This is a genomic window from Pseudomonas sp. (assembly GCF_030150285.1).
Lineage (GTDB): Bacteria > Pseudomonadota > Gammaproteobacteria > Pseudomonadales > Pseudomonadaceae > Aquipseudomonas.
On sequence record NZ_JASLGE010000006.1, the window covers coordinates 16,546 to 43,275 of the forward strand.

Here is a 26,730-nt window from a genome sequence, read left to right on the forward strand (position 1 = left end):
CTACAAGATGCCGGTGGCTTTGGTCAGCAGCCAGATTCCGACCACCAGCAACAACGCACCCACTGCCACGGTCAGGCCGAATTGACCCCAGGTCTTGCGCCCGGCGTGGATCTCCGAATAGGTCGTATAGGCGTGGTAACAGACCCCGATGAACATCGAGGCGATCACCAGCAACGCCACCAGCATCACGATGTCGTAGCCATAGTTTTGCATCGTGATCAGGATGCCGTCGCCAGCACCTCGGGACGGATCTTCCAGCGACGGCAGCGCACCCTGCGCCTGTATTGGTGAAATGACTGGCGCAAGTAAAATGAAAGTGGGCGGGCCGAAATGCTTCATAGCAGACGCCCTCAAGACAGCAGGAAGTAGGTCAACGCTAAATACATAGCGATGAACCGTACGGCGACGCCCAGTAACTGACGTTGGGTCAGCCTGCGCTCGGCCCAGCCGATATACGCCGTGCGCAACGCCCATACGCCCCAGACCAGCAGCACGGCAAACACCATCGCGATCAACAGCGACGCACTGGCAGCGGGTGTAAATCCGCCGTGAGCCAAAAAGGCGGCGCTTTGCTCGTTACTCAGGCTCATGATCGGCCTCTCGGCGATATTCTGCGGACAACGGCAGCGGATCTCGCGGCTGTGCGCGTTGCGGGCTCAAATGGTCACGGATGCCTTGGCGCATGCGCTGTACATCATCGCGAAAGCGGTTGTAGTCGAAGTGGTAGCGTAAGGTGTCGTCGCGGGGGAGGCGGGCGCTGTCTTCGGCCAAGCGTTCTATCAGGTCGAGTTGGCGGATCAGGTCCGCCAGGCACGCGGGTTCCTGCGTCGTATCAGACGACTTTGCTAAGGGAGGTGCTAGCAGGAGGACCATCGCGCAAAACACAGCGTGCCAACTGCCCGATTGGGGTGTGTGCATCTGCCGTAACCCTTGGAGTTGAAGGGCAGATGCTGCGGTGTTCATCAGCCTGCTGCAGCTTCAAATGGGCGCAAGCCTTAGTCCTTTTTTTTGCGAGCAGCGCGGTGGGGAGTACCGCAAGGGTGGGCTTGTGGATCAAGGGGCAACTTGTAGCATTGACGCAGTACTTCTCAAGCGTGCTGCTCCAGATAGTCATTCAGCGTCTGACGAGTCAGATCGTTCAGTGTCACGTTCTTGCGGCTGGCTGCCAGCGCGGCAGCCATGTGCAGATCATGGCCAACACGAACATTGAACGAGCCTTTGCAAGGTGTTTCCGGTTTGTGGCCGAGCTTCAGGCAGGTCTCTAGATAATCATCCACCGCTTCATGAAACAGCAACCGACATCGATCCGATCGAACACCTAAGCCTCAAAGGTATTTTTTAAAGCTGCCCACTGTGACATCCACAGCTAACGCCACCATTACCGTGGTCGGCAACACTATCCACAGCGGATGCAAACTCACCGGCAATGCCAGGTACACCACCCACGGCAGCACTGCCAGCGGCAAGATCGTCTCCCGTACCCGGTGGTAGAGAAAACCAGATTCGCGCCCGGCGCAGAAGCGTCTTAGGTCTCGCCGTACCAGTCCATCCACCAAGCCAGTCAGCGCCGCCAGTATGTACAGCGGCAGGGTCATGGCCAACACCAGCAGGCGCAGAAGAAAGGTCGCCGTGGTGTAAAATCCGGCCAGTACGTAACGCTCCAGGTACACCACGGCGTGGGCGAGGGTGGCGTTGAAGCCGGCCGCAGGATTGGCAGCCTGCGCCTTCTCGTTCATGCGTATAAGCCAGTCCAGCAATCCACTGTCTAGCAACAGGGTCTGGTGCAGCCAGGCCACTAGCCGGTAGGCGCTTTGCCCCGGTGCCTGCACCACCACGCTACGGGTAAAGTGGGTCGAGAGTTGTTGTAGTTCAAAATTCATCATGCCCTGCGCATGCCGCCAGCCTTGCTCCGGCCAGAACAGGTGCAGGCCGATCAGTTCGATCAGCAGGCACAGCAGCAGGGAGCCGAGCAGCACACCGAGAAAGCGCAATGGCAGGGTGATCAATGCCGCGACGAGTCCTTGCTGCCGGGCCTGTTGCTGCTGGGCGACGCTGGCCGGGTCACGCATGGTCGTGGGTTGCACGGTTTGAGGTGGTGTCATCGTCGGAGCACTGCCGGCGCATATGTTCGGTCAGTGCGCGCAGGTCGTCGGGCAAACCATCCTCGGGCTGGTGGACCGGCAGCGGTATACGCAACTTCCACAGCGTGCCGCCTTCCAGCATGGCAAACGCCTGGCCTTTGGGCAGGGCGACGATATGCGCGGGCTCTAGCAGCGGCACGCTGGTGGTGGTGATGCGGTCCATGCTGCTGGAGGTGAAGGCGGTGCGGCCTTGCGGGTCGGAGCTGTCGGTGGCACTGCTCATGGGGGAGATGCTGGCGATGTCGACGTTGGGCAGTTGTTGGGTCAGCAGTTCGGCGGTGGCGGTTTCGCGTACCCGCAGCATGATCAGATTGTTGAAGTTGCCCACCACTTGCCCGGCCTTGGCGCGGTTGCCGAGGCGGGCTTCGATATCGCTCAGGGTCTGGGTGTAGGCAGTGACCTGTACCCCGGCACCGCCGCCCTTGTTGGCCATGGGGATGAATTCGTCGCCCATCAGTTCGCTGAACTCATCGGCGTGCACGTTGATCGGAGCCATGGGGCGGTTTTCTGCGCCGGGTAGGCCGTCGTCCAAGCCGAACTTGTAGAGATGACCGGCGACCGATACCAGGTCGGCGAACATTGAATTGCCGACGGCGGCGGCCACCTCGGCGTCGGACAGGGCATCCAGGCCGACGTAGACCACCGCCCGTTGGCGCACCACCTGCATCCAGTCGAAGATCGGTCGGGGATCGTTGAGGTCGGCGTAGTCCGGGGCCAGCAGTTGGGCGATGCGGCCGCTGGTCAATTTCTCCAGCAGGGGCAGCAGCGAGGCGACGATCTTGTCGAAGAAGGTGCGCTCATAGCGCACGGCGCTGCGCAGGCCTTCGAGCACGGGGTCGAACAGGGGCATCTGGGTCAGGTATTGCTCGATCGCCACCACCCGGCGGTCGCGGCCAAGCATATGCCGTGGCGTGTTGCGCTCGTTGATCGTGTCTTCGATCTGCACGATGGCTTCCCAGGCCTTGGGCGCGCTGTGGGCGAACAGGTGCTGGGCGTATTCGATAAACAGTGTGTCGATGTTGACCACATGGCGCTGGATCAGCAGGTAGTCCGGACGGTGACCGAGCTCGACCAGGGCGCGGGCGATGATGTTGACGAAGCGCCAGGCGAACTCGCGGAAGGCGGCGCTGTTGCCTTCATTGGAGAGCTGCCCGGCGATGCGGCTGGCCACTTCGGTGATGCGGCCGAAGCGGCCCACGGCGTTGTAGCGCGCCGAACTGTCGGGCCAGCTCAGGTGAAAGACATACAGGGTGTCCAGCCGGCCGCAGAGCCGGCATTCCTGATAGACGCGCTTGAACAGATCGGCATCGCCCTTGGGGTCGAACACGATGCAGGTTTCGCCACGGCGAATGTCCTGGGCGATCAGCAGTTCGGCCAGGCGGGTCTTGCCGACACGGGTGGTGCCGAGCACCAGGGTGTGGCCGACCCGCTCGCGCAGGGGCAGGCTGACCTCCACTTCATGGGGTTCTACACCGTGCAGGCGGGGCAGGCCGCCTACGGCGGGCAAGGGGCGTACGGGGTTCAGTGGGTGGTCCCAGGCGGTGAGCCGCGCCAGATGGGGTAAGGGATGAGGGGCAAACTCCAGACGCTGTTCCAGGTGTCGCGCATAACGCAGTCGCCAGGGCGCTTCGACATAGTGGCGGAACTCCGGACGGTAGGTTTGCAGCAGGCGGTGCGTGTGGTGCGGCTCCCAGCGGAAGCCGCGGCCAAGGAACAGCCGTTCCTGGCTGACCGGGATCTGATTGTCGCGCAGGGCGTAGCGGGGCAGGCGGCGGATGTTGCGGCGGTAGCGCAGGATCAACCAAGCCTGCCGCAGGCGGATTGCGCCAAACCCGATAAACGCCAGCGCTCCCCCCAGGCCTATTTCCGCATTGAGCGCCAGCGCCCAGGGAGCGGCCAGACACAGCAACGCGCTGCCCGCACACACCGCGACGGTGTACAGCTCCACCGCCGGGCGCAGCAGTACTTCGACGGTCTGAACCATGTCATTGCTCGATCGCCGTGGCGGTGATCAGCACCGGGTAGCGGCTCAGGCCCAGCCGTTGGGCCAGGTCATCGCCGGGCACCGGAGTCAGGCTCAGGCCGGGGGCGCGGTCGCGCAGGGCTTGCAATGCAACTGCTGATTCGACATTGACCACCAGCCCGGCGGCGCCAAGGCGCTGTAGTTCGGGCAGGCGTTGTTGCAGCCAGGCGTGGGAGCGCGGGTCATCGCCGATCAGGAACAACGCGGTGATGCCGGGCAGGTTGTTCGCTCGCGGTTCCACCGGGCCGGGGCGCAGCGAGGGTGAGCGGATCGGCAGCAGGGCGGCTTCGTCGTAGCTCATAGGCGGCAGGTCGTCGGATTCTTCGAGCGCAGCCGCGATGCCCGGCAGGCTGAGCAGAGCGATCATTACCAGGCGTTTCATGGCTGCCCTTCCTGCACGGACGCGGCGACACGGGCCAGATGCCGCCCGACACGTTGCCGGTAACGCATGGCCGGCGCGCCGCCCGCGGGCCTGTGATAACGCCCGGCTGCCATCAACCAGCCTTGGTCGGGATCGTACTGTTCGCGCAGGATGGTCGCGGCCAGGCGCAGGTTGCGGTAGGGCTCCAGCAGTTCGCAGGGCTGACGCACGCGGTGGCGTTGATGGCCGACATTGAGTTGCCCCAGTCCCGCATCCACCCGCGTCGCGGGCGTGACCCGCAAGACCTGGCGCAGATCGGCACAGGCTTGGCGCTGCGTGGCGTAGCGGCGGGATTGCCCGGCGACATTGAGCGTCCACGGCCATGGCACCACGCGCCCGCGAAGGCTGCGTCCGCTTTCCTGCAGGGCCACGGCATATAGCAGATTGGGCGGTACCTGGGCCTGCGCCGCGGCCAGTTGATACGCCGGTGGCGGCAGCTCGCGTGCGGCCAGCACGGTGGGATCCAGCAGTGCGGGGATCAGTACCAGCGCCGCGCAGTGGCCGGTCATTGACGTTGCCATTGTCCATTCACCTCGCGCACTAGCGCCGGTAGGTCTCCCGCCACGCCCAAACTGTTCCAGCGGCCTGCGTCGTGATTGAGGGTGACCCGACGCTCGTGCACGCTGCGCGGATCCAGTGCCACCCGCTGCGCCCACTGCCGCAGGCGGGCATCGTCGTTATTGCTGCCGACCATATACAGGTCGAAGTCACGGCCCGCCGCCTGCAGTTTCTTGACCTGCAGGGTGCAGGTCATGCAATTGTCCTCGATAAACAGCGCCAGACGGCCATTGCCCTGCAACTGCACGGGGCTGCTATGGGTGGCCCCGGTGAGCGTGACCACTTGCAGCGTTGGGTGCAGTCGCTTCCAGGCCTGGTCATAGGCGCGCTGATAGGCCAGTTCCTTGGTCACCCGCGCTGATTCGGCGCGCACCTGCAGTTCGGCAAAGCGACGGCGTTCGTCGTCACTGCGCGCCTCGATGCCGAGTGCGGTCAACGGGTCCAAATTCGGCGAGTAGACACCCAGCGGCCCCTGCTGTAGCTGCCGGTAGCGCACCCAGTCTTCGGCTTGCAGACCCCAGTCCTGGGCCAGTTGTTCATCGCTGCGGGCTTCGCGACTGGCGCGTTGTTGGCTGAGGCGGGTGTCGCTGGTGGCTTCGCCACCGGCCAAGGTCGAGTCTAGTCCGATCAACAGGGCGGCCAGGACGGCGGCAGCCAGAGCGGGCTTGGCGCGGGAGGGTGTCTGCTTGGCCATGGCTTACTCCTGGGGCAGCAGTAGGTGCCGCGTTTGATGGTCGATCCGAAAGTGCGCGGTTCGCGAGCCCAGTGCTTCCAGTTGCCAGCGGCCTTCGGTTTCGCCGACTCGGAGCAGGTGGACGGAGGCCAGTCCGGCCGTGTCATTGGGCTGGATGGCCAGAAAGCGTTCACCGCCGCGCGACTCCACGCCGAGGACTTGGAAGGTCAGAGTTGTCGGCGCGGAGCGTGGCTTGGCAGCGTGGGCGCGCGGCTTTTTTACGACTGGCTTGGCGCTGCTGACCTGTTGCGCCAGGGTGGCCAAACGGCCTTGCAGTACAGCCAGTTCGGTAGCGCTGGCAAAGTCCTGCTGACGCCGTTTCAGGCCATCCCACTGTTGCTGCCAGTGCTCGCGCATCTGCTGGAAATCGCTTTCGGTCACCACCGCAGGTGCGGCCTCGACGGCCGTGCGGAACGCCTCCAGCGCCAAGGCGCGGGTTTGCAGCTCGGCAATCTGCGCGTCGGGTGCGTCCTGACGGCGCTGTGCATCCAGGCGGTTCAGGGAAAGCGCGAGCATGACCACGGCGATGCTGAGCAAGGCCAGCCATGCGACCACTATCAAACGAGTCAAGCGCGGGCTGTTGAGGGGCGTTGAGCTCATGGCTGAACCTCTCCGTCGATAAAGCAGACCTGCCGTGTGCGTTCATCCACCGACAGTCGCCATGCGCTACCTGCCAATAGTTGCAGCGTCTGGTTGAGCGGCAGCGGGCCGAGTTGCAGATGGGCCGCCGGCAGGGGCAGGGCCCATAAGGTCGCCAGCGCTGGATCGCCTTCGCACAGCCGGTAGCCCGAGTGGCGCAGCACATAGCGCATGGCATCGCCGACGGTGGTCGAAGCAGAGGCGGGGATGTGTAGGTTGATGATCTGCTGTTGCAGGTCTTGCTGCTGCAGCTCGGGGCGCAGTTCGATCAGGGTGTAGCGGCCTCGCGCAACCGTTGGGACCCTGGACGGCTGCACAGATGAAACACGTTCAATCACTGCCATCGGGGCAGGTGCGCAGCTGCAACTGACCAGTAAGGCGGACACTATGGCGACAACGAAACAACGGTCAGTACCGGATATAAACATGATGGGCTCCCAAAAGACGGGAGCACTCTGACGTGCAAACGGCGTGTCTTCAGCCCGTAAAGCGCGCTGATCACCTACCGGTTTTGAAGGCTGATCATTGGCATGTCATGGCGGTTACGGTGTTCTTGGTATCCGCCAAAATGGTGAGACGGGCAGGAATGGTGACGTTGAAGATACGTTTGTTGGCACCGGGGCTGTCCGCGTTTTTGATGATTCGTACCCTGTATTTGCGGATGCCGGCTGCGTTGGCATAGGCGTCATCACCAACCGTTGTGCTACCAATGGGGTATATCCGCATGGCCTTGTCTGCCCCGCAGTCGGTGTTGGCTGCTCGGGTCTGCACGGGCGCAGTGCACAGCACCATGGCGAGTGCCAGGTGGGACGGTCTAATCTTGGGCAATGTATGGTTCATGAAGCGCTTCCTGCTTATCATCGCGATTAATGACGATGTTGTTCATAAAGCCGCACAGGCTAGAGAAAGGCGATGGCATTTCGCTACTGTCATATTTAACAGTGATGCGACCAGCGTGGAGTCATTAAGGCATCGGCCCCATAGGGGCCGATGCTGTTTTTTGGGGCTAATACTCGCTAGGAAGCAGCATCGTCGTTACCGAGCGATCCCACTCGGTGACGATCCACAACGTCACCTCATCGGTGATGCGGTAGACCGACAGCAGGCGATCGCCGTGCTCCAGTGCGGACTGATTGGCCTCCCAGTCCTCGGGATCGACATCGCCCCAGTCACCGTCGAGGTGGCGCTGCAGGTAGTGGATGGGGTTGAAGGTGTTGCGCTCGATCAGGGCCTGAACCCCTTGCGTAGCGACGATCATGCCCGGCGTAAAGCGCGGGGTGGTAGAACATGCGGTCTCCATGATGGATTCCTCCAAAGCGTGCGCCGGCGCCACAACGCGCGCGTCGTGACGCCGTCGGATGGATGAAAAGAACACGGGTTCTTGAGGGATTAGGCCGTTGCCGGTGCATTCGCAGCTTGTTTGGTTGCGCCGGCTTCAGGTTCAGCCTTGGGTCGGGCCTGATACACCAGTTGCCCATCGACTTTGATCCAACTGATGAACAACAACCGGGCCTTCAGGCTGACGCCGGTTTTTCCGGCCTTGTCGCCACGGCTGTAGCGGAACAGATCGGTCCACAGATCGCCGAGGCGAAAGCCCATCAGCACCTTGTGGCCCTGATCGACAGCTTCGGCATAACGGTTGACCAATTGCTGGGCCTCGGCACCGCAGACGGTGACATCGAAGTAGCGGTACTCCGGTGCCTCGGTCGGGCCGTTGAGTGCGGCGATGGTGCAGGCCAGAAACGCCTTGCCGCGGCTGGGGGTGACCTCACGGATACGGTTGAGGTAACCCAGACCCTGAGTGTGCAGATCGAAGTAGGTCGCCTCGCTGGCGACGGCAGATGAGTGGGACATGACAGTCTCCTGGTTCGATAGGACATGAACGTGGAGACGCCCCGTCGGGACGTGGCCCCACGGGTCGGATGCCAGCGCTGGACTGGCGGGGAGGATCAGCGCGTTGGCGCCGTGGCCTTGAAGATCGGGGCCACCTGGGTATGTTGCCGAGCGAGTCGGCGGAACATGGCGTCAGCGTGGCCCGGTGACCGTCGCGCTGCGCGGATCAATGTGCAGTGCGTTGTGCCCCGGTTTCACCTAAGGAGCATGTAAGCGAAACCTCGCAGGTGCAATGTCTCGACCAGTTGAGCGGACAGGCCCGTATCGGTGGACAGGGATGCTCTCCTGGATGGACGTCATGAGGGACAGCCCCCAACGGGAGATGTCCCGTCGGGGCTACCAGCCGCTGTAGTGGATGAGCAGGTGAGCGAGCAGGGTGCGTCGTTGCGAATCCAGCAGGCCGAAGTCGGCCAGGCCGCGGACGCCGACTCGCTGCAGCAGGCGTCCCCCGGTCTCATCATTGTAAAAGCTGACCAGCGCGGCAATGAAGATCTGCTCGCCATGGCTCATTGCGCCAATGGCTGATTCGATCAGTGGGACATCAGGGCACAGGTCCCACTTGCTGCGGACCATGTTGATGTCGCTTCGGCGCTCGATACCGAAGTAATGCGGCCCGGCGAGCAGGATGGCCTTCTTCCAAGCCTGGAAGAACTGCTCCGGTGCCAGGGTTTGCTGTTGATGGGCGTTGATCAGGTCCGAGAGTGCAGACTCTGGGATTTGTGGGGGCATGGTGAGGAACCTCCAATCAGTGACGGCGGTGGGCCGCTGGAAGGGATGGGTGCCTGTGAGGTGTGCGGACAGGCCGTTGGATCAACGCGGCGGGTGCCGCGTCGTAGCCTTGAAGATCGGGGCTACCTGGGCAGGTGCCGAACGGGGTCGGCAGTGCTGGGGGTAGCGTGGGCCTGTGCCGAGGATGTGTGCAGCAGCAATCCGCTGCTGGAGGCAGCCGTTTTTAAGGCTCCCCGTTGCTCTTGGTTACGCAGTAGGGAACACCAGCAGGTCATGGGCCGTGCAAATCAGACGCTGGTCGTCGACATGAAACAGTGACGGTGTCTGTGCATCTTGCGAGCCGATGAAGAACAGATAGCTACGGGTCTTGGCCTTGCTCTTGCTGGCGGCCATGTTCTCTTGGCGAGCTGTTTCGAGTTCGTTTTTAAGCCGGGACCGTGCCGTGTTTGACCATTCGGTCCAGCTCACGACGACGCTGTAACACACCAGTTTTCCCTCAATCCACTCGCCTGCATTGAGCGGGATAGTCAAGTGCTCGATCCTCTCTTCGGCGGCGGTCCATGCCAGCTCCGCATAGAAAACGCGTTGTTGGGTGAACTGCTCGAAACCCTTTGAGCGCAGCTTCTTGAAGACAGTCTGGTAGGTCGTAGTGTCAATGCCATCAATATGCAGCGACAACTGGCGATCGAATGGGAAGCGCAGGAAGGACTTGCAGATGGGGCGAATGCTGTTGGCGGGGCGACGCCCTGCGGGGCGCTGCTCCGTGTTGCCTTTGGACGTGTTACGACCGTCGGCCTGTGCTCGTAGCTCGCTGGGTACAAGCTCAGGATTCACGATCTGGCGCGTATCGACCAGTTGCAGGCGCGCCGGTGAGAGGCCGGGTGATGTTTCCAATTCCTGCTGAACACTGGCTTTGCTGCCACGCTCGATGATGGCCTCTTCGGCCGCCACGTCGCAATCGGCCCCGTGCGAACTCCTGACCTGGAAATGCGCCCTTACCAGGTTTTCAGGGCGAAAGGCGCGCGGAAAGGCCTGCACCTCGCAATTGTGGCCGGGGCATTTGTACCCGTAAGTGTCAACATGATCGAGCAGCTTGAGATCATCAGCTTCGACGATCTTCAGGGTTTTGCAGTCGCGGGCGGCATCCATGTGGTGAGTGCTCCGGCAGGGGTCAAGGAGAACAGCGCGTAGGGCTATTAATCCCAGATACTACGTGAAGATTTTTCTCTGCCCAAGCGATCACAGCTTCCGCTGACGGGTTGTATAAAACGCCCCCAAGCCTGAGCGAGGGGGCGGTAGGACTCACGCCAGTTGCAGTCGCGCAATCGACGGATGTTCGCGGTGCTGTGCCTGCCACAGATCGTAGGCAGCTTGCTCGGCCAGGTACTGCCTGGCACTGCCCAGACCGGCCAGTTCCAGCCGGTAGGCCAGGTCGGCGGAGATCGCCGCATGGCCGTGCAGCACGGTGGACAGTTGGCCGCGCGAGTAGCCCAGGTGCCGGGCCAAGGCCGCGAGGCTCAGGCCGATGGCGGGTAGCACATCCTCGCGGATGGCTTCACCCGGATGAGGCGGGTTGTGCATGAGCATCATCAACCTCCTTAGTGATAATCAAGGTAATCGACCAGATCGACATCGGTGCCGTGGAAGCAGAACACCACACGCCAGTTGCCCGAGACACTGACCGACCAGTAGCCGGCATAACGCCCCTTGAGCGGGTGCAGGCGGTTGCCGGGGCGGTCCATGTCGAGTGGTGCTTGCGCCACGTTGAGTGAGGCCAGCAGGCGCAGCAGGCGAGCAACATGGTCGGCACGTACGCCTGATGGATCACCACGCAGGTGCAGGGCTTTCAGGCCTTTGTGCCTGAAACGCCTGATCATACGGGGATGAGTGTAAGGTCTAGCCTTACACTGTTCAAGCAAGGACGGATCGGTGGCATGGTGCGGCTCCTGCGAGCAATGGCGCCGGGGCAGGCGCGTGGGACGGGGCGGTCGGCACGGGTTGTGCGGCGCAGCGTTGAAGACCTCGGCTGCCTGGGCGGTTGCCGAAAGGCTCGGCGAACGCCAGGTCAGCGTGCAGAAAAGAAGCGCGGCAAGCCCTCGCCAATCCGGTGCTGCTCCGCTCCGGATTAACCGGTGCCCAGGACCGTGATCAATCGCTCGCCGATCCAGCGCAAACACGGCACGGCCATGCTGTTGCCGATGGCCTTGTAGCGCGGTCCGTCCGGGCAGTCTTGCGGCAGGCGTCCGCGCCAGGTGATGCGTGTGTAGTCACGCGGGTTGCCATGGTTGGAGGTCTGCGGGTAGTAGTGAGCCAGTACCGCACAGGGGAACGAATCAATCTCGGCAAACCAGGCGGCTTGCAGCCGCAGCGCGTGCCAGGCGATGCTGACGGCTTTGATGCAGCTGCACACGCTGCCATAGCGCAGGTCTGGCTCAGGCTTCGCCCGCAGGCTCATGATCGGCAGGCTTAGGGGCAGGTGGCTCAGCGGGCTGTTGCAGCACCACCCGCGCCAGCCGATACGGCAGGATCGCCACACGCCGGGCCTCGATCTTGAAGGTCACGCGGGGCTGCTCGTCGCGGTCTTCCCATTCTTCGCGCACGGTGCGGCCATCGACCAACACGCGCATGCCTTTGTGGAACAGCGCTTGCCAGTGCTCGGCCTCGGTGTGCCACAGCTCAACCGGGGCCCAGAAACCGCCGCGGTCCTCGTAACCTTCGCGGGTCGGGACCGGGTTGTCGAAGTAGACGTTGAGCCGCAGCAGACGCCGCGGCTCGGCGTTGTCGCGGGGGAATTCGCGGTAGTCGGGCGGTGAACCGATATTGCCCTCGCCGATGAAGTAGGTGCTCATGGAGCCTCCGCGGCAGGATTGTCCTGGCGCTGTTGGTGGATGCGCTCAGCGTGGGCCAACTGGTCGGCCGTGCGTTGCGCCAGTTGCGCCAGGCAGTGGGTCAGGCTGATCTGGGCGTTGAGCAGTACGCGTTGGCATTCGAGCTGGTACAGGGTTGGCACCAGGGCTGAAGGTGTGCCGGGAGCCAGCAGCAGGGCCTGCCACTGCGCCACGCCCATGGCTGCACGATCGACCCGGCGCCAGCGCAGGAACACCGTACCCGCCGAGGTGGCCTGGCGGCTCAACTGCACCGGCAACAGGTGCAAAGGCGAAATACGGGCGCGGGTCAGGGTGACGGGCAGGGCCTGCTGGATCAGCTCATCACGCCCCGCCAGGCAGGCCTCGGCCAGCGCCAGCAGTTGCCCCTTACCTTTGAAAAGGCCTTTTAGGGAGGCCATCTGTTCCAGCGGGCTCAAGGTGTGCATGGCGGCACCGGTTCTGATCTGACTTCGTCCAACGCTTCGGTCGCATTCGGCACTGGCGCAGCATTGCCCTGTCCGTTTGGCCCAGGGTGCCGTAACAGTGGGGCGTACCGCGCACGGTGGCTGCCGTCTAGGATGGGCTGTGGCAGTTCGCCGAACTGCTCGCGGGCGTGCAGCGACTTGGCGTTGCCGGCGGCGATGTCACTGCGGCTGACGCCGCTGGTGCGGTACGTCTGGACCAGGCTGAACAAACTGCGCAGCACATGCGCGCCATCCTCCAGCCAGCGTTCCAGGGTGGGTGGGTCGATCAGGGCCGTGTGCTGGGCCAGCAGGGCGCGCCGGGCCAGTTCGTCGTAGTCGGCCAGCAGGTACAGGGCCAGAAAACCCAACGGCGCATTGAACGTGACGGGCAGTTGCACGGGGGCGAGGTTGAGGTTGTCGCCCAGATGCAGGGCGGCCGGGGCTTGGGTCAGGGCGTCGCTCAGTTGCGCACGCAGGTCGAGCAATTCGGCACGGGCGGTGTCGAGCTTGGCTTCGATGCGCAGCAGCCAGGCATCGGCGTAGGGGTCGTCCTGGGCCGCATCGCGATGGATGCGGTTGACCTGCGCCACAAACCCGTTCAGCCCCAGAATGCCGTGCAGATGCCCGGACGGCAGACGGCCGTGCCACAGGCGTATGGCATGGTGGGTGTGCAAGGTCAGCTGCATCTGGCTGCGCAGGCTGCCGAGCGGGGCGTGGGTGGGCAGGGCCATGGGCTAAAGGCTCACACAACAATCGAGACCACAGGCTGGCAAGCCGTGCAGGCGTTGTCTGTGGGCAATGGGTGCGAGGCATTGCCCGGTTTGCAGCCCTCCTGAAAAATCCGCCCAGTTGAATTTATGTCAGTGACATAAGTCGTCAGTGGACGTTGCTGGAACAACTCGCCGGGGTTTAGGGGATGCCGAGCAACGTACGCAGTTCGGTCAGATGACGGCGCGCGCTGTCCAGCCGCGCTTGTCGCTCTTCGGCTGACAGCGGGGGTGGCTGCGCCGGTGACGGTGCGCGTGGTACGGGCTTGGCTTTGGCCTGCGCGGCCCAGGGGTGGAAGTCCCCGCGCAGGGCTTTTTGCAGGATGCCAAACAGGTATGCCTCGGGGCGTTGCACGCCGCCAGCCTCGCAGCGCAACTGCCACTCGTCCAGCACCGCCTGGCGCAAGGCCGGGTCGACTTGCTGCAAAGTGACCAGCGCCGCGCTGCGCTCTTGTGGGCGCAGCAGCAAAAAGCGGGGTGGCAAGGTGGGTGCATTCGTTTCGTTCGCGCGCGATGTACTAAAGCTTTTACTAATACCCAATACAGTACTAGGGACCTGCTTCGGATTCCGAAGGCAGGCGGATTCCGGGGCTGTCAGACCTGCTTCGGAATCCGAAGCAGGTAAGGTGATTTCGGAATCCGAAGCAGGTCGTACTTCGGAATCCGAAGTAGGTTCGGCGTCGAGAAGGGGCATCAGCGACAATGGAGGTGTCGCGTGTTCATGGTGGTTTACCAGCCAGTCGGCCAGACGTTGCAGGGGCTCTGACAAAGGGCGGGTGGTCAGCAGCGGATCTTCGGCCAAGGCTTTCAGTGCGTCATAGGCCACCCACTGCACCGCCTTGCTGGCATGGCACAGTGACTGGCTCAGCAAGGTCAGGTAATCGCTGTCCAGGCGCAGCGCATCGGGAGGCGTCAACGGCGCTTCGTGCAGGACATACAGATTGCCCTGCCACAGGCCGTCCTCGCCAGGTCGGCGCCGCTGTGCCAGGCTGAGCCAGCGGGTCAGGCGCAACACGCTCAGTGCCCGCGCTACAGTCTCGCAGGAGGCCTGCGCCGCACAGGGCGAGGTCGTCAGAAAGGGACGCAGGCGTTCGTAGGTGGGCAAGGTCGTGATGCCGTCGCCGTTAAGCAGCAGGCGGATCACCTGCCAGGTATTGCGCTCCAGCGGCGACAGGCGACGGTCCAGCAGCAGTGCCCTTGGTACGCAGTCGTGAGGTTGGCCACTGTAGACAAAGTGGTCGCGCTGTACCGGCCGAACCGGCGCCGTGTCGGGCGGCGCGGGACGGCGGCCCACAGCTTAAACCACGTTGTCTGCGACCCAGGTCTGGATCGTCGCCCAGACCACCGCCAGCGGCAGGCTCATGGCCTCGGCCACTTCCAGCGCCAGTTGCAGCATGGCCGCTTCGTCGTTCAGCGCCACCTTGCGCTGCTCACGCAAGGGCTGCCAGCGGTTGTACAGCTCGGTATCCTGGGCTTCGTCCAGGGCCGGATGGCGGCCCTTGCGCTGGCTCAGACCCAGGATGTTGCGCCGGGTCGCCACCTCTTGGTGGGTCAAGCCGTGGTACTGGCTCATCATCTCGGTACTGGCGCCGGCGCGCAGTAGACGGTCAATGGTAGTGACTTCTTCCTGCAGCGTAATGGCCTGGGTCAGGATGCGCTGCACCACGGTCTCGTTGACCTTTACCGTGCACCAGTTGACCTGGGCGTTGGCCAGCACGCTGAGCAGTTCCGGGCGTTTGAGCGCGGCCAGTTGTTGTTCGGTAAAGCCCATGGCCAGGCAGCGGCGCAGTTGCCCGTTGCGCAGATCCTGCAGAACCTGGGCGATCATCGCCTGATTCAGTGGTTGATGCGTCTTCATCGCGGTTCACCGGCATGGGGTAGTTGGCGTGCGAGCTTGATCAGATGAAACAGTTGGTTCAGAGCTTCATCATCCAGCCAAGGGGCGCAGGTCGGGGTACCACATAGCAGCGCACCGATATTGGCTGGTTTGGTATTGGCCGGGTCAATCAACGCCTGCCAAAACCCGAACAGGGCCTGGCCGTGGGGAGCTAAAGTACAGGGATCCTCACAGCGACAGGCAAAGCCCAGTCCCTTGGTCTGTTTCAGTACCTCAATTGTTGGCGCGCATCTTTCGGTGATCGCCTGCGCCAGCTTAGCGATGTGCTTACGCAGCGGTTCGCTATCTGGCGTTGCTGCACTCGATGGAGGTGTGGAGAAGGTCAAAGCTACCGGTAACTTGCCTGGTTCTGGGTGCGGCAGCGGGACTTCAGGTTCCAGCAGTTGACTTAGCAATTCGCGATGCAGTTCTGTCTCGCCCAGGTCCAGCGCCAGTTCGTCGTAGCCCAGTTCCAGGCGCTGGGCCAGATCGCCGATCAGTTCATCGCGTGCTCGCTCCACCGAGAACTGCGTTAGACCACCGTCGCATCGCGCCAAGCTGTGCTCAAAGGCGGGTTTGAATTCGGTCTTGGCGTCGGGTATATGCTGCTGCCAGGTGCGCTCTGCGGCCTTGCGCAGCGCCAATAGTTTGCGGATCTGCGGGCGGCCCAGCCCGGCATACAGTGCCTCGGGAATGGCTGGCAACAGATACTGCAGGGTGTCACCCATGCGGCTGATCGCCGGCTGGTCCACTGGGTAGCCGTCTTCGGTCAGGCGTTCGGCGAGTTCGCGCTGGTTCAGTGCATGCCCGCATTCCTTCTCATACAACTGCCGTGCCTGTTCGACCCCCTGACTACGCTCGATATAGCTCAGATGGCCGCGCAATTCGTTTTCAGCCAGATGCCCAGTCAAGGCCAGGATCTCCCCCCGTGGGGTCCAGGGGCGGAACAGGCACAAGAAGCGGTGAAAGCGCTCGTCGGCAGTCTCTTGCCATAGTTCGTTAAGGATCTCCAGGCGTGTGTTACCGCCGTTGCGGATGATGAAATGCTCTTCACCCGGACGACGAGTGATGCTGGGCGGCTGGTCCAGTCCACGTTGACGGATTGATGCCTTGATCGCCTCATACTGCGGGTTGGTCGAACGGCGCGGGTTGAGCTGATAGGGTTGGATCTGATCCAGCGTGACCTGCATCGCTGTGTCCACCAGTGGATCGCTGGCGATCGAAACCGGCGGACTCTCACGGGTAAAGGGCCGGGCCAGTAGTTGGGCAGCCAGTTCGGGAGCCGATACCTTAGTCATGATCATTACTGTCGTTGGGGGAATGTCGCCCAATTGCAGGCCGCGCATCGTTGGCGCGTGCGCCTGTGTGAATCGCTGGGAAACCAGGCTTGCGCAGGGTCAATTGCAGGGTAGTGCTGATCTGCACCTGCCAGCCCTCGCGCAGAGCCAGCAAGATCAGCCGCTGCATGCGAGAATCAAAGTGATTACGGGTCATGGCGAAAGCCTCCACGACCGATGACTGTTGCAAATTGTTCGTGCCATGCCGGAAATAGCTCGCAAGCCAAGGCATGCATCGTTTCCAGCGCAGCCGGTGCGACTCGACCGTAGGGTTTACGGTATTCGACTCTATGCACGGGCAAACGCGAAGTGGCAGCGCGGGGGTAGGCGTCGATTGCAGGGAGCGCCGTGCGTAGTACCTGCACGCGACTGACCACACCAAACACTTGGCGCAGCGCCAACTGAATCTGCCTCGCATCAGCAGAAACTGGATGTACACGGTTGATTAACAGATGCATGGGTGGCGGCTGGATACCCAGTTCGCGATAGGGCGCGATATCGTCCAGAACTTGCAGGGTGCCTCGGTGCAGCTCCCGGGCCGCAAGGATCTCGGGCGTGACCGGCGACAGCGCAAGGTCTGAAGCCAGTACAGCCATCTCCAGTAGCACGCTGCGTGCCCCTTGGGTATCGATCAGCATCAGATCGTAGTGAGCCTGGAATATCGACAGCAAATTGCGCAGTCGCAATCGCCCGTCGGGTGCATGCAACAGCAACGTGCTGAGTTGGCCCAGTCCATCGTTGGAGACAATAAGGTCCAGATTGGGAAGGCTGGTTCGCGTGATCAGTTGAGCCAGGTCACGCTCATGCAAGGCCAGCAACTCGTAGGTGCCGGCAGGTGCTTGCCAGGCCAGTTCAAAGTAACTGGACAAGGTAGGTTGCACATCCAGATCCAGCAGCAGTACCCGCAACCCTGCGTCGGCAACAAAACCACCCAGGTTGGCTGCGGTGGTGGTCTTGCCCACACCGCCTTTGGTTGAGATCAAGGAAACAACACGCATGGTCATCTCCCGTCAGTACCGTTCGGCGCGGCGTTCGGCGATCCACTGTTCCACTTCCAGTGAGTCCCAGCCTACCGCACGCTTTCCGACGTGAAAGGATTTGGGGAAGTGGCCGATGCGCATTAACGCGTACAAATGTGCACGCTTGATGCCGGTCATGTGTTCGACTTCTATGCGACGCATAACGCGGCGGTCATTACTTGGGTCTGATGAGATGTTCCCAGCCATTGTGATCACTCCTGAAGGTTCATGAGGGGTGATCGGTATTCAATAGCTTGTCCTGGCTGACGGCCACCGCACCTGCGGCATGCATCACCGCAGATGCGGTGAATCGGGCAGGGGGGTAAGAGTCCAGGATCTTTTGAGTTGTACAGATAGCTCGGCCTCTCTTCCGAATAAGGCTCGAGCGTTACTCATCATTAATACTGCGTTTTGCAGCCGCAAATTTACCTTGTAGGGTTCTGGTGGAAATCCCCAGCCGGTGGCCATGGTGAGCGAGCAGGGCGTCGATGACCGCCTCTTGGGTTCTGAAGGCCGAGTACGGCGTGCCCGCTGGCGAGCTGCCCAGCATTAAGGTGAGCATGGCCCCGATAATATTGAGGTAGGTGGTGTCGCTTCGAACGCTGGGTGATTCGACGCTGAGCTTTTGGATCAAGTTGCTGTGAATATTGGTTAAATCCTGATGCTGTTTTCTTAATAAGGCGTAGTCCCTGCGGCAAGACTCATAACGCAGTGCCAGGGCTTTATTTTCTGTGAGTGCGTGCATGAGTGAGTCGGTGTTGATGCCTTCAATCATTTTTCGCTCGAGAGCTGTGAACAGGAACGGTGGTTTGTGGGTCGGGTAGAAATGGCCCATCCAGATTTTCAGATCAACATGCCTAATCGTAAGGTCCGCTTCGTTGATCAGCACCCGGTTCCACAAGGTATACCCATGTTTACCGCAGGCCAGATCACCGTTGTGCAGAGCATCATAGATCCGCTCAAGATTTAGAAAAAGATCAGGCCATTCTGGGTATTCCTCAGGCTCAGGACAGGCGCGAAACCCTATTTTTTGCATGATCGCACTTTCAAACGGGTAGAGGTCACTCCAGCGAATTGCCGCTTCCAGAGGGCTGTAATACGCCTTGATCGATGGATCATAAGCTGGGGAATGGCGTTTCATGTTTACCCTGCTGGAAACGGCTAGTGCATGCGGGTTACTCCCGGTGAGCACCAATAAAACAGAATGTTCATGGGCTCAGCCTGGGCTCGCGTTTCATCACCAAGGTCAGGATGTCGTAGCTGGCCACCACCTCATCGTGCTGGTTGCTCACTTCCACATCCCATGTCACTACACCTTGTGGTTGGCCTTGGGGGCTTTGTTTACCCTGGTCGGTTTTTCGCTTGCAGGTCAGGCGGGCCTGCAGGGTGTCGCCGATGCCGACAGGTGCCACAAAACGCAGATTGTCCAAACCATAATTGGCCAGCACGGGGCCGGGGCCCGGGGAGACAAACAGCCCGGCCGCGGCCGCCAGTACAAAATAGCCGTGGGCCACGCGCTGTCCGAACTGTGAGTCTTGGGCCGCGACCTGATCAAAATGCATATAAAAGTAATCACCCGACACACCACCAAAATTCACCAGATCGGCTTCGGTCACGGTCCGGCGATGAGTGAGAAGTGACTCACCGATACGCAAATCTTCAAAATGGTGCCGGAATGGGTGTACATCACTTTCGTAGACCTCAGCACCCCGTATGTATTCACCCGTGATGGCCGCCAGCATGCTGGGTGAGCCTTGCACCGCAGCACGTTGCAGATAATGTTTGACTGCCCGCAGGCCGCCGAGCTCTTCGCCGCCGCCTGCCCGACCCGGCCCGCCGTGTTTGAGATGAGGCAAGGGGGAGCCGTGACCGGTGGATTCGGCTGCGCAACTGTTGTCGAGTACCAGTAGGCGGCCGTGGTGAGTGGCGGCGATGGGGATAGCGTGGGCAGCGATTTTCGGGTCACGGGTGACAAGACTGGCCACCAGGCTTCCTTTGCCGCGCGCAGCGATGGCCAGCGCTTCATCCAGGTCATGGTAGGGCATCAGGCTGCAGACAGGGCCAAACACCTCGATGGCATTTGCCCCACCCTCACCATGCGGATCACGTGCCAGAAGCAAGGTGCTACCGAAAAACGCGCCATCACTGACCCCCTCACCTTGTGGTTTGAAGTCATTCCCTGCACCGAGCAAGACCTCGCTGCTGGCCAGTAGGGCATTTAACTGGGCGCTGACATCGGCCAGTTGTTCGTGGGAGGCGAGTGCGCCCATGGTAACGTCAGGAAGCGCAGGATCGCCGGTCACGATCTGGCTGAGGTACTCGCACAAATGCGTAGTGACAACCCCAATCAAGCCCTCCGGCACTATGGCGCGTCGGATCGCGGTACATTTTTGCCCGGCCTTGACGGTCATTTCCCGGGCCACTTCCTGGATAAATAGCTCGAATTCAGGTTCGCCCGGGGAAATGTCCGGCCCTAGAATCGCGCAGTTCAGGGAGTCAGCCTCGGTATTGAAAGGCACGGCGTGATGGATCAGGTTGGGGGTGACGCGCAGCTTGGCTGCGGTGCTGGCTGAGCCAGTAAAGGTCACCGCATCCTGGCTGTTGAGCCTGTCCAGCAGATCACCCGTGCCGCCGATAATCAGTTGCAGACTGCCCGTGGGTAATAGACCCGATGCGTCCATCAATTGCACCAATGCGTGGGCCAGGTAGCTGGTGCAGGTCGCAGGTTTGACTACGCATGGCACCCCGGCGAGAAAGCTGGGGGCAAATTTTTCCAGCAAACCCCACACCGGAAAGTTGAAGGCGTTGATGTGCACGGCAACGCCACCCCTAGGCACCAGAATATGCGTGCCCATAAAATGGCCCTGTGCACCCAGCGCCACAGGGGGACCTTCATGGTAGATATTGCCGCTCGGTAGTCCGCGGGCACCCTGGCTGGCATAGCTGAACAAGGTGCTGATGCCTCCTTCGATATCGATCCAGCTGTCGTTGCGTGTGGCGCCAGTGTAATAAGATATGGCGTACAGCTGTTCCTTATGCTGTTTCAGGTACAACGCCAACGCTTTCAATCGGGCGGCACGCTGCTGGAAGTCGAGGGCCAACAGGGCATCAACGCCGACGCTGCGTCCATGTTCCAGGACCTCGGCGAAGTCCAGTGGTTCGGAGTGGATATAGGTCAGTGTTTGGCCGTTTAGCGCACTGCGCAAAGGTTGGACGCCATGCAGGCCTTGCCAGCGGCCGGCGATGAAACTTTGCAATGTTGACGAAAATGAAGTGGGCATTGCATTACTCCGTTCAGGTGATAGAACCGGCTACCAGAGGGCCAGGGTGTAACCAACAATCAGGCGGTTTTCATCAATTGCAGTGCTCAGGCCATTGCCTGAGCGAAAAGTCAGGTTGCGCCAACGCAGACTGAGGTTTTTCAATGGCCCGCTCTGGATCACATAGGCAATATCGGTATCGCGTTCCCATTCGCGGCCATTGTTGACCGCGCCGGCCTTGACGTGGCGTCCGTCCGTGTAGCGGCTCATAAATGTCAACCCGGGTACGCCCAACGCGGCGAAATCGTAGTCATAACGCAATTGCCATGAGTCTTCTTCAGTACGGGTAAACGTGTTGTAAGTCACCAGATTGACTACCTAAGGGTCGCCACCGTTGAGGAAAGGGAAGGCGCTGCCCCCTGACAGTTGTTGATAGGTGGCACTGACTTTGTGGGCGCCCCTGGACAGGGTGAACATGCCACTGAGGTTGCGGTTGTCGATACTGCCAGCGCGCTCGACGCCGTCACCCCGGCTGTCGAAAAAACGCAGATCGCTGCGCAAGGCAAAACCGCCGGGCAGCGATTGTCGATGCAGTAGCCCCAAGAACTGCTGGCGATAGACCTCAGTCAACTTGCCGTAGTAATAGCTGACACTCAGATCGGGACTGAAGGCATAGGTGCCGCCAGCGAAGTCGAAGGCATCGCTTCGCGCCTTGCCGTAGCCCATGTCTTCACGGTTTGAGGAGTCACGCAGGTTGGTTTGCGTCAGTCGCCCGAGATTCAGGCTCAGGCCGTCCAGTTCCTGGCTGGTCAACCAGCCACCCTGAAATGTAGAGCCGAGCAGGCGTGTGTCGTTGTAGGTCACCACGGGCAGGGTCGGTTGCAAAGTGCCGTACTTGAATTGACTTTTCGACGCGCGGACTTTGGCGGTCAGCCCCCACTCACTGTATGAGTCGGCAGGCTTCTGACTGGCGCCATAAGGCAGCAGGCCGGTACCTCGACGCTCGCCACTGCTGTCGAGTTTAAGTCCCAGTTCAGCCAGTGCGTCAAGGCCAACACCGATGTTGCCTTCGGTGAAGCCGGACTCCAGACGCAGGGTGAATCCCTGGGCCCACTCATCAGCTTTGGATTGGGCTGCGCCCGTGTGGCGAAAATCACGGTTAAGCATGTGGTTGCGCAGTTCAAGGCGACCGGTGCTGTCTTTGACAAACTCGGCCATGGCGTCGGGGGCGAGCATGGACGCAATCAGGATGATCAGCATCAACCAGTAATGGTTTTGGGTTTTCAGCGCGAGGTTCATTATTGTTATCCCTTGCGATTGAGTGAGCGAGTTCAGTGGTGATTGGCACCTGTGGCGCCAATGCCGGTCATGGAACGAACAAACTGCGCCATAAAGCGGCCGCGTTCGTGTTCTGCCCGTGTCGAGCGGTCAGTGACCGAAAACCACCAGGCGCAGAAAAAGGCCAGGCTCACGGAGAACAGCGCCGGGTTGGAGTAGGGGAACACGGCGCTGTCGAACCCCAGCACTTTGACCCAGACCGTCGGGCTCAGAATGACCAGCGCAACGGCCGAGACCAGCCCTGCCAGGCTGCCTGCAACCGCGCCCCGGGTTGTCAGGCCTTTCCAGAACATCGACAGAAACAGCACGGGGAAATTGACCGACGCGGCAATGGCCAGCACCAACCCGGATAAAAAGGCGATGTTTTGCGACTCAAACAGCAAGCCAAGACCAACGGCCAAAATACCTATGACCAGTGTGGCTGCTCGGGACACCAACATTTGCGCAGTCTCGCTGGCTTCACCCTTGCACATCACACAGGCGTACAGGTCATGGGACACTGCAGAGGCACCTGATAGGGCCAGTCCGGCGACCACGGCCAGAATGGTGGCGAAGGCGACGGCAGAGATAAAACCTAGAAACAGACTGCCACCCACTGCTTGCGCCAGATGCACCGCGATCATGTTGCCGCCGCCGATAATCGCTCCCTGGGCGTCGCGAAACATCGGCTCGGCTCCCACCATGGTGATGGCGCCGAAGCCGATGACGATCAGCAACAGGTAGAAAAAGCCGATGAAGCCGGTGGCATAGAACACGCTTTTGCGCGCCTGTTTGGCATCGCGCACCGTAAAAAAGCGCATCAGGATGTGGGGCAGCCCCGCCGTACCAAACATCATGCCCACGCCAAGGGAGATAGCGTCGATCGGGTTCGACAGTAACCCGCCTGGGGCCATGATGGCGGTGCCTTTGGCGTGTACCTGGCTGGCGGCGGCGAACATGGCTTCGGTACTGAATCCGAAGTGCTTGAGTACCATAAACGCCATAAAGCTGGTGCCTGAGAGCAGCATCACTGCCTTGATGATCTGCACCCAAGTGGTGGCGAGCATGCCGCCGAAAGTCACGTACAACACCATCAATACCCCAACCAGCATCACCGCATAGAGGTAGTCGATGCCAAACAGCAACTCGATCAACTTGCCTGCGCCGACCATCTGCGCCACCAGGTACAACAGGGCTACGGTCAGAGTGCCAAAGGCGGCAGTCATGCGAACCGGCGTTTGCTCCAGGCGGTAGGACACCACATCGGCAAAGGTGTACTTGCCCAGATTGCGCAAACGCTCGGCGATCAGGAACAGGATGATCGGCCAACCTGCCAATACTCCCAGTGAATACAACAGCCCGTCGTAACCGCTCATAAACATCATCGCGGTAATACCCAGGAAAGATGCTGCCGAGATCATGTCTCCGGCGATGGCGAGGCCGTTTTGCATGCCGCTCAGGCCCCCACCAGCCGTGTAGAAATCGCTGGTGGTGCGGGTGCGCAGGGCGGCCCAGCGGGTGATGCCGAGGGTCAACATGACAAACAGCAAAAACATGCTGATGGCGCTCCAGTTCATGGAGCGGCTGGTGTTGTCCGCGGCTGTGGCCAGTTCAGTGACCCACAATGTCAATAACAGCACGAATGACAAGAGACGTTTCATGGCTCGAACTCCTGTTTCAGTGTGTCGTTAAGCGGGTCGATCAGGTGATTGGCGCGGTAGACGTAAAAACCGGTCAGGCCAATCACCAGGAGCATGATCAGCACACCGACCAGCATGCCGACACTGGTGACGCCACCACTCAATGACCGCCCCAGCGCGGCTGGCGCGTAAGCTACCAGCAGCACGAAACCGTAATAGACCAGCAGCACAACGGCGGTCAGCGACCAGTACAGTCGCTGCTTGCGCCGAACCAGCAACACAAAATCGGGATGAGCGAGGATGGGTTCGAGCGATTGGTCAGTCATGGCGGTTTCTCTTCTTGTTGTTTTTATGGGGTGTTGCAATGATCGGTAGCGATACGTCAATGCTGGTCGAAGTCCAGGGTCACGTGTGGACTTCGGGGGTAGCTCTGGCACGACAATACAAAGCCCGCCGCGACCTCATCGGCTTCCAGGGCCTGGTTGTTGAGCATCTCGACGTCGCCTTCGATGACCTTGCACTTGCAGGTTGAACACACGCCAGCCTTGCAGGCGTAGGGCAGGTCCGCGCCATGGGCGTTGCCGGCCTCCAGCAGGCTTTGGCTGTTGCTACTCAACTCGAAGCTCAATGCCCGGCCATCACGGATGACGGTGATATGACAAGTGAGTGAGGTCTCTACCGCCGCAGGTGTTGTCGCTGAAGAACGGTGGTTGGTGTTTTCGAGGCGGAACAGTTCGCAGTGGATACGCTGCGTCGGCATTCCGTGTTCGATCAAACGCTCACGCATTTGAGTGACCATGGATTGCGGGCCGCAGAGGTAGGCAGCTTCAAGGCGATTGACTTCGATCCAGCGGGTTAAAAACTGCTCGCTTTTCAGTGCATCGATTCGACCGTTAAAGAGGTCGATATCTTGTGGCTCACGGCTGAAGATCCAGATCAGGTTTAAACGCTGCATAAAGCGGTTTTTCAGATCCTCCAGATCTTCACGAAAAAGCATGCTGGCACGGTTGCGGTTGCCGTAAAGCAACGTGAACTGGCTCAGGGGCTCGGTTTCCAGGGTGCTTTTGATTATCGAAAAAATTGGCGTAATCCCGCTGCCTGCGGCTACTGCCAAATAACGATGCTGGTGTTTCGAGTCGGGCTGGAGCCTGAACACGCCGCTGGGAGGCATGACGCTCAGTGTTTGGCCTGGGTAAAAATGTGCGTTGGCAAAATTTGAAAAGCGTCCTCCTGGAACGCGCTTGATGGCGATGCGCAGTTCGTCGTCATTGATGCCTGAGCAAATGGAGTAAGAGCGGCGGATTTCTTCACCGTCGACCTGAGTACAGATCACCACATGCTGTCCGGGGCAGAAACGAAATAACGGACGCAGATGAGGTGGGATTTCCAGCGCAAACGACACCGCTTCGGGGGTTTCCGTACGTAGATTTTTGACCTTCAACTGATGGAATCTGTTCATGGTATGGGCTTGCGCGGTCAGTGGATGGCTGGTTTAGAGGCACTTGAAGCAGTCAAAGGGTTCGCCACAGCTTCGACAGCGGTGCAAGGCCTTGCAGGCGGTGGAACCAAACCGGCTTAGTAGCTCGGTGTGGGGGCTGGCGCAGCGCGGGCAATCAATGACCGTCGTAACAGGCGGTGCTGCGATGCCTGATTGCAGCAGCCGTGCTCGGCCTTGTTCGGTAATCCAGTCAGTTGTCCATGCCGGGCTGAGTTGCTGTTCGATCAGTGGTGAACTGAAACCTGCTTGCTCAAGTGCTGAGCGAATGTCGTGCTCAATCATTTTGCTTGCCGGGCAGCCGGAGTAGGTGGGTGTGATCTGCACCCACAAATGTCCGCGCTGCCAGCCAACGGTACGAATAATCCCTAGATCAATCACGCTGACTACAGGTATTTCCGGGTCCATGACCTGGGCAAGTACTGCCCACGCCATGTCCAGATCTCGATCTTGGCAGGCGCGGGCGCCCAGATCGCTGGTAATCAGCTCACCAGGATGCATCGGGGTAAGCTCGCGGCAGCGACTGCATCTCAGCCAGTAAAAGCCCCAGGTGCTCGGTATGCAGGCCGAGTCGAGCACTCAGGTAGCCAGGGTGTGGGGGAGGCAGGACGGGCAGGGTGGCCCGATCAAAAGTACTGACTACCTCACGCTCCCACGCAACCCTGATTGTGGCCGGGTCAGGCCCAACACCTTCAGCCCAAAGCATCTGTTCGCTTTTGTCGGGAGTCACCAGCTCAGCAGTGAAACGCCAGAGCCGGTTATTGGCCCCCACCATGCGCTGATGACTTTCAGACGTGCCATTGCCCAAGCGTTCAACCCAGTTACTGGAGCGCTGCAGGTGATAGGTGACTTCTTTCACGGCCTTGGCGGCGATTGCACCCATTCTCCGGTCACTGGAGCAGCACAACGCTTGGAGTACCGGCAGGTGCCAGGCATCGTAGAAAAACTGCTTGAGCATGGTCAGTGCATAGTCCCCGTTGGGTTGTTCGACCAGCAGCAGGTTGCGATAAGCTCGCTCGTCGCGATGAAAGGCCAGACGATCTGCTGTGCAGTCGTGACCTTGTATCTCCGCGGCATACTCCAGCCAGTGACGTGCTTGACCCACAAGGTCCAGGCCCACATTCATCAAGGCCAGTTCCTCTTCAAGAAAGGGCGCCCGACCGCACCATTGGCACAGGCGTTGGCCTTGAATCAACGCACTGTCACCCAGGCGCAGCAGATACTCGAACACGTCTTGTGTGGATTGCGAATGCATCATCACGTTCACCCTCACATATGCCCGACCCCATCAGGCAACTTATAGAAACTGGCATGCCGAAATGTCTTGTGTTCAGCAGGCTCAAACCACGACTCCTTGTGTTCAGGGTTTGAAGCGCTGATGGCCGAAGCTTCCACCACCCACAGGCTGATCCCTTCATTGCGCCGGGTATAAAGCTCGCGCGCGTGTTCGAGTGCCATCGCCGCATTAGCGGCCTGCACACTGCCGACATGCTTGTGGCTCAAGCCATGCTTGCTGCGGACAAATACCTCAAACAACGTCAAGGGCAACAT

The 26,730-nt window shown here is 60.7% G+C and carries 34 protein-coding genes and 3 pseudogenes; all 37 read right to left on the reverse strand.

The annotated features are described in order from the left end of the window. The 37 genes and pseudogenes from Q1W15_RS00615 to paaB all read right to left on the reverse strand — a co-directional run bounded on the left by Q1W15_RS00615 (position 1) and on the right by paaB (position 26,730). Positions 1-339: a TIGR03745 family integrating conjugative element membrane protein gene (locus tag Q1W15_RS00615; protein ID WP_300719538.1), complete on the reverse strand. Its 339-nt coding sequence runs from the start codon at positions 337-339 to the stop codon at positions 1-3. An 11-nt stretch (positions 340-350) separates the two neighbouring features. Further along, positions 351-590 (reverse strand): TIGR03758 family integrating conjugative element protein, encoded by a 240-nt coding sequence (locus Q1W15_RS00620; protein ID WP_300719540.1) that lies wholly within the window; start codon positions 588-590, stop codon positions 351-353. Further along, complete coding sequence (locus Q1W15_RS00625; protein WP_300719542.1) at positions 577-918, reverse strand: RAQPRD family integrative conjugative element protein; 342 nt, start codon at positions 916-918, stop codon at positions 577-579. Before Q1W15_RS00625 ends, Q1W15_RS00620 begins: the two co-directional genes overlap by 14 nt. Before the next feature lie 170 nt (positions 919-1,088). Further along, a pseudogene (locus Q1W15_RS00630) lies at positions 1,089-1,289 on the reverse strand (type II toxin-antitoxin system HicB family antitoxin); the annotation flags it as partial. A gap of 36 nt (positions 1,290-1,325) precedes the next feature. Next, positions 1,326-2,069, reverse strand: a complete 744-nt coding sequence (locus tag Q1W15_RS00635; RefSeq protein ID WP_300719608.1) for a TIGR03747 family integrating conjugative element membrane protein — start codon at positions 2,067-2,069, stop codon at positions 1,326-1,328. A gap of 46 nt (positions 2,070-2,115) precedes the next feature. Then, positions 2,116-4,125: pseudogene (gene traD / locus Q1W15_RS00640) on the reverse strand (type IV conjugative transfer system coupling protein TraD); the annotation flags it as partial. Position 4,126: 1 nt separating this feature from the next. Next, the gene (locus Q1W15_RS00645; protein ID WP_300719544.1) at positions 4,127-4,546 is read right to left on the reverse strand and encodes an integrating conjugative element protein; all 420 of its coding nucleotides are present in this window, start codon (positions 4,544-4,546) and stop codon (positions 4,127-4,129) included. Beyond that, positions 4,543-5,094, reverse strand: a complete 552-nt coding sequence (locus Q1W15_RS00650) for a transglycosylase SLT domain-containing protein (RefSeq protein WP_300719610.1) — start codon at positions 5,092-5,094, stop codon at positions 4,543-4,545. The genes Q1W15_RS00645 and Q1W15_RS00650 overlap by 4 nt, the downstream gene beginning before the upstream one ends. Continuing rightward, complete coding sequence (locus Q1W15_RS00655) at positions 5,091-5,837, reverse strand: TIGR03759 family integrating conjugative element protein (protein ID WP_300719546.1); 747 nt, start codon at positions 5,835-5,837, stop codon at positions 5,091-5,093. Before Q1W15_RS00655 ends, Q1W15_RS00650 begins: the two co-directional genes overlap by 4 nt. Before the next feature lie 3 nt (positions 5,838-5,840). After that, on the reverse strand, positions 5,841-6,476 hold the full coding sequence (locus tag Q1W15_RS00660; RefSeq protein WP_300719548.1) for a hypothetical protein: 636 nt from the start codon (positions 6,474-6,476) through the stop codon (positions 5,841-5,843). Next, positions 6,473-6,943, reverse strand: coding sequence for a hypothetical protein (locus Q1W15_RS00665; RefSeq protein ID WP_300719550.1), 471 nt, complete (start codon positions 6,941-6,943; stop codon positions 6,473-6,475). The genes Q1W15_RS00660 and Q1W15_RS00665 overlap by 4 nt, the downstream gene beginning before the upstream one ends. 94 nt (positions 6,944-7,037) lie before the next feature. Further along, the gene (locus Q1W15_RS00670; RefSeq protein WP_300719552.1) at positions 7,038-7,355 is read right to left on the reverse strand and encodes a hypothetical protein; all 318 of its coding nucleotides are present in this window, start codon (positions 7,353-7,355) and stop codon (positions 7,038-7,040) included. A 166-nt stretch (positions 7,356-7,521) separates the two neighbouring features. Continuing rightward, entirely contained in the window at positions 7,522-7,815 is a 294-nt protein-coding gene (locus Q1W15_RS00675) for a hypothetical protein (protein WP_300719554.1), read from the reverse strand. 89 nt (positions 7,816-7,904) lie between these two features. Further along, positions 7,905-8,369 (reverse strand): STY4534 family ICE replication protein, encoded by a 465-nt coding sequence (locus Q1W15_RS00680; protein WP_300719556.1) that lies wholly within the window; start codon positions 8,367-8,369, stop codon positions 7,905-7,907. A 375-nt stretch (positions 8,370-8,744) separates the two neighbouring features. After that, a complete protein-coding gene (locus Q1W15_RS00685) occupies positions 8,745-9,137 on the reverse strand; it encodes a hypothetical protein (RefSeq protein ID WP_300719558.1) in 393 nt (130 codons plus the stop codon). Positions 9,138-9,383: 246 nt separating this feature from the next. Next, positions 9,384-10,286 (reverse strand): hypothetical protein, encoded by a 903-nt coding sequence (locus Q1W15_RS00690; protein ID WP_300719568.1) that lies wholly within the window; start codon positions 10,284-10,286, stop codon positions 9,384-9,386. Positions 10,287-10,439: 153 nt separating this feature from the next. Continuing rightward, positions 10,440-10,724 (reverse strand): HigA family addiction module antitoxin, encoded by a 285-nt coding sequence (locus Q1W15_RS00695; protein ID WP_300719570.1) that lies wholly within the window; start codon positions 10,722-10,724, stop codon positions 10,440-10,442. An 11-nt stretch (positions 10,725-10,735) separates the two neighbouring features. After that, positions 10,736-11,014 (reverse strand): type II toxin-antitoxin system RelE/ParE family toxin, encoded by a 279-nt coding sequence (locus tag Q1W15_RS00700; RefSeq protein WP_300719572.1) that lies wholly within the window; start codon positions 11,012-11,014, stop codon positions 10,736-10,738. Positions 11,015-11,262: 248 nt separating this feature from the next. Further along, the gene (locus tag Q1W15_RS00705) at positions 11,263-11,592 is read right to left on the reverse strand and encodes a hypothetical protein (RefSeq protein ID WP_300719574.1); all 330 of its coding nucleotides are present in this window, start codon (positions 11,590-11,592) and stop codon (positions 11,263-11,265) included. Then, positions 11,570-11,986, reverse strand: a complete 417-nt coding sequence (locus Q1W15_RS00710; RefSeq protein ID WP_300719576.1) for a single-stranded DNA-binding protein — start codon at positions 11,984-11,986, stop codon at positions 11,570-11,572. Before Q1W15_RS00710 ends, Q1W15_RS00705 begins: the two co-directional genes overlap by 23 nt. After that, entirely contained in the window at positions 11,983-12,450 is a 468-nt protein-coding gene (locus Q1W15_RS00715) for a DUF3158 family protein (RefSeq protein ID WP_300719578.1), read from the reverse strand. Before Q1W15_RS00715 ends, Q1W15_RS00710 begins: the two co-directional genes overlap by 4 nt. Further along, positions 12,438-13,199 carry a PFL_4669 family integrating conjugative element protein gene (locus Q1W15_RS00720; RefSeq protein ID WP_300719580.1) on the reverse strand — a complete coding sequence of 254 codons (762 nt, stop codon included), beginning with the start codon at positions 13,197-13,199 and terminating at the stop codon, positions 12,438-12,440. Before Q1W15_RS00720 ends, Q1W15_RS00715 begins: the two co-directional genes overlap by 13 nt. Positions 13,200-13,377: 178 nt before the next feature. Then, positions 13,378-14,529: an STY4528 family pathogenicity island replication protein gene (locus tag Q1W15_RS00725; protein ID WP_300719582.1), complete on the reverse strand. Its 1,152-nt coding sequence runs from the start codon at positions 14,527-14,529 to the stop codon at positions 13,378-13,380. 3 nt (positions 14,530-14,532) lie between these two features. Continuing rightward, positions 14,533-15,093: a DUF2857 domain-containing protein gene (locus Q1W15_RS00730; RefSeq protein WP_300719584.1), complete on the reverse strand. Its 561-nt coding sequence runs from the start codon at positions 15,091-15,093 to the stop codon at positions 14,533-14,535. Beyond that, positions 15,090-16,409 (reverse strand): ParB family protein, encoded by a 1,320-nt coding sequence (locus tag Q1W15_RS00735; RefSeq protein ID WP_300719586.1) that lies wholly within the window; start codon positions 16,407-16,409, stop codon positions 15,090-15,092. Before Q1W15_RS00735 ends, Q1W15_RS00730 begins: the two co-directional genes overlap by 4 nt. Beyond that, complete coding sequence (locus tag Q1W15_RS00740; RefSeq protein ID WP_300719587.1) at positions 16,402-16,605, reverse strand: hypothetical protein; 204 nt, start codon at positions 16,603-16,605, stop codon at positions 16,402-16,404. Before Q1W15_RS00740 ends, Q1W15_RS00735 begins: the two co-directional genes overlap by 8 nt. Then, the gene (locus Q1W15_RS00745) at positions 16,595-17,446 is read right to left on the reverse strand and encodes a ParA family protein (RefSeq protein WP_300719589.1); all 852 of its coding nucleotides are present in this window, start codon (positions 17,444-17,446) and stop codon (positions 16,595-16,597) included. The genes Q1W15_RS00740 and Q1W15_RS00745 overlap by 11 nt, the downstream gene beginning before the upstream one ends. 12 nt (positions 17,447-17,458) lie before the next feature. Beyond that, positions 17,459-17,674: an AlpA family transcriptional regulator gene (locus Q1W15_RS00750; RefSeq protein WP_300719591.1), complete on the reverse strand. Its 216-nt coding sequence runs from the start codon at positions 17,672-17,674 to the stop codon at positions 17,459-17,461. Positions 17,675-17,855: 181 nt separating this feature from the next. Next, positions 17,856-18,608, reverse strand: a complete 753-nt coding sequence (locus tag Q1W15_RS00755; protein ID WP_300719593.1) for an ATP-binding protein — start codon at positions 18,606-18,608, stop codon at positions 17,856-17,858. Positions 18,609-18,675: 67 nt separating this feature from the next. Then, on the reverse strand, positions 18,676-20,748 hold the full coding sequence (gene paaZ, locus Q1W15_RS00760) for a phenylacetic acid degradation bifunctional protein PaaZ (protein WP_300719594.1): 2,073 nt from the start codon (positions 20,746-20,748) through the stop codon (positions 18,676-18,678). A gap of 30 nt (positions 20,749-20,778) precedes the next feature. After that, positions 20,779-21,987 (reverse strand): annotated as a pseudogene (locus Q1W15_RS00765) (OprD family porin). 71 nt (positions 21,988-22,058) lie between these two features. Then, the gene (locus Q1W15_RS00770; RefSeq protein ID WP_300719596.1) at positions 22,059-23,705 is read right to left on the reverse strand and encodes a cation acetate symporter; all 1,647 of its coding nucleotides are present in this window, start codon (positions 23,703-23,705) and stop codon (positions 22,059-22,061) included. Then, positions 23,702-24,010: a DUF485 domain-containing protein gene (locus tag Q1W15_RS00775; RefSeq protein ID WP_300719597.1), complete on the reverse strand. Its 309-nt coding sequence runs from the start codon at positions 24,008-24,010 to the stop codon at positions 23,702-23,704. Before Q1W15_RS00775 ends, Q1W15_RS00770 begins: the two co-directional genes overlap by 4 nt. A gap of 56 nt (positions 24,011-24,066) precedes the next feature. Then, a complete protein-coding gene (gene paaE, locus Q1W15_RS00780; RefSeq protein ID WP_300719598.1) occupies positions 24,067-25,143 on the reverse strand; it encodes a 1,2-phenylacetyl-CoA epoxidase subunit PaaE in 1,077 nt (358 codons plus the stop codon). A gap of 33 nt (positions 25,144-25,176) precedes the next feature. Continuing rightward, complete coding sequence (paaD, locus tag Q1W15_RS00785; RefSeq protein WP_300719599.1) at positions 25,177-25,680, reverse strand: 1,2-phenylacetyl-CoA epoxidase subunit PaaD; 504 nt, start codon at positions 25,678-25,680, stop codon at positions 25,177-25,179. Beyond that, a complete protein-coding gene (gene paaC / locus Q1W15_RS00790) occupies positions 25,667-26,434 on the reverse strand; it encodes a 1,2-phenylacetyl-CoA epoxidase subunit PaaC (RefSeq protein WP_300719612.1) in 768 nt (255 codons plus the stop codon). The genes paaD and paaC overlap by 14 nt, the downstream gene beginning before the upstream one ends. Positions 26,435-26,448: 14 nt before the next feature. Next, on the reverse strand, positions 26,449-26,730 hold the full coding sequence (gene paaB / locus Q1W15_RS00795; RefSeq protein ID WP_300719600.1) for a 1,2-phenylacetyl-CoA epoxidase subunit PaaB: 282 nt from the start codon (positions 26,728-26,730) through the stop codon (positions 26,449-26,451).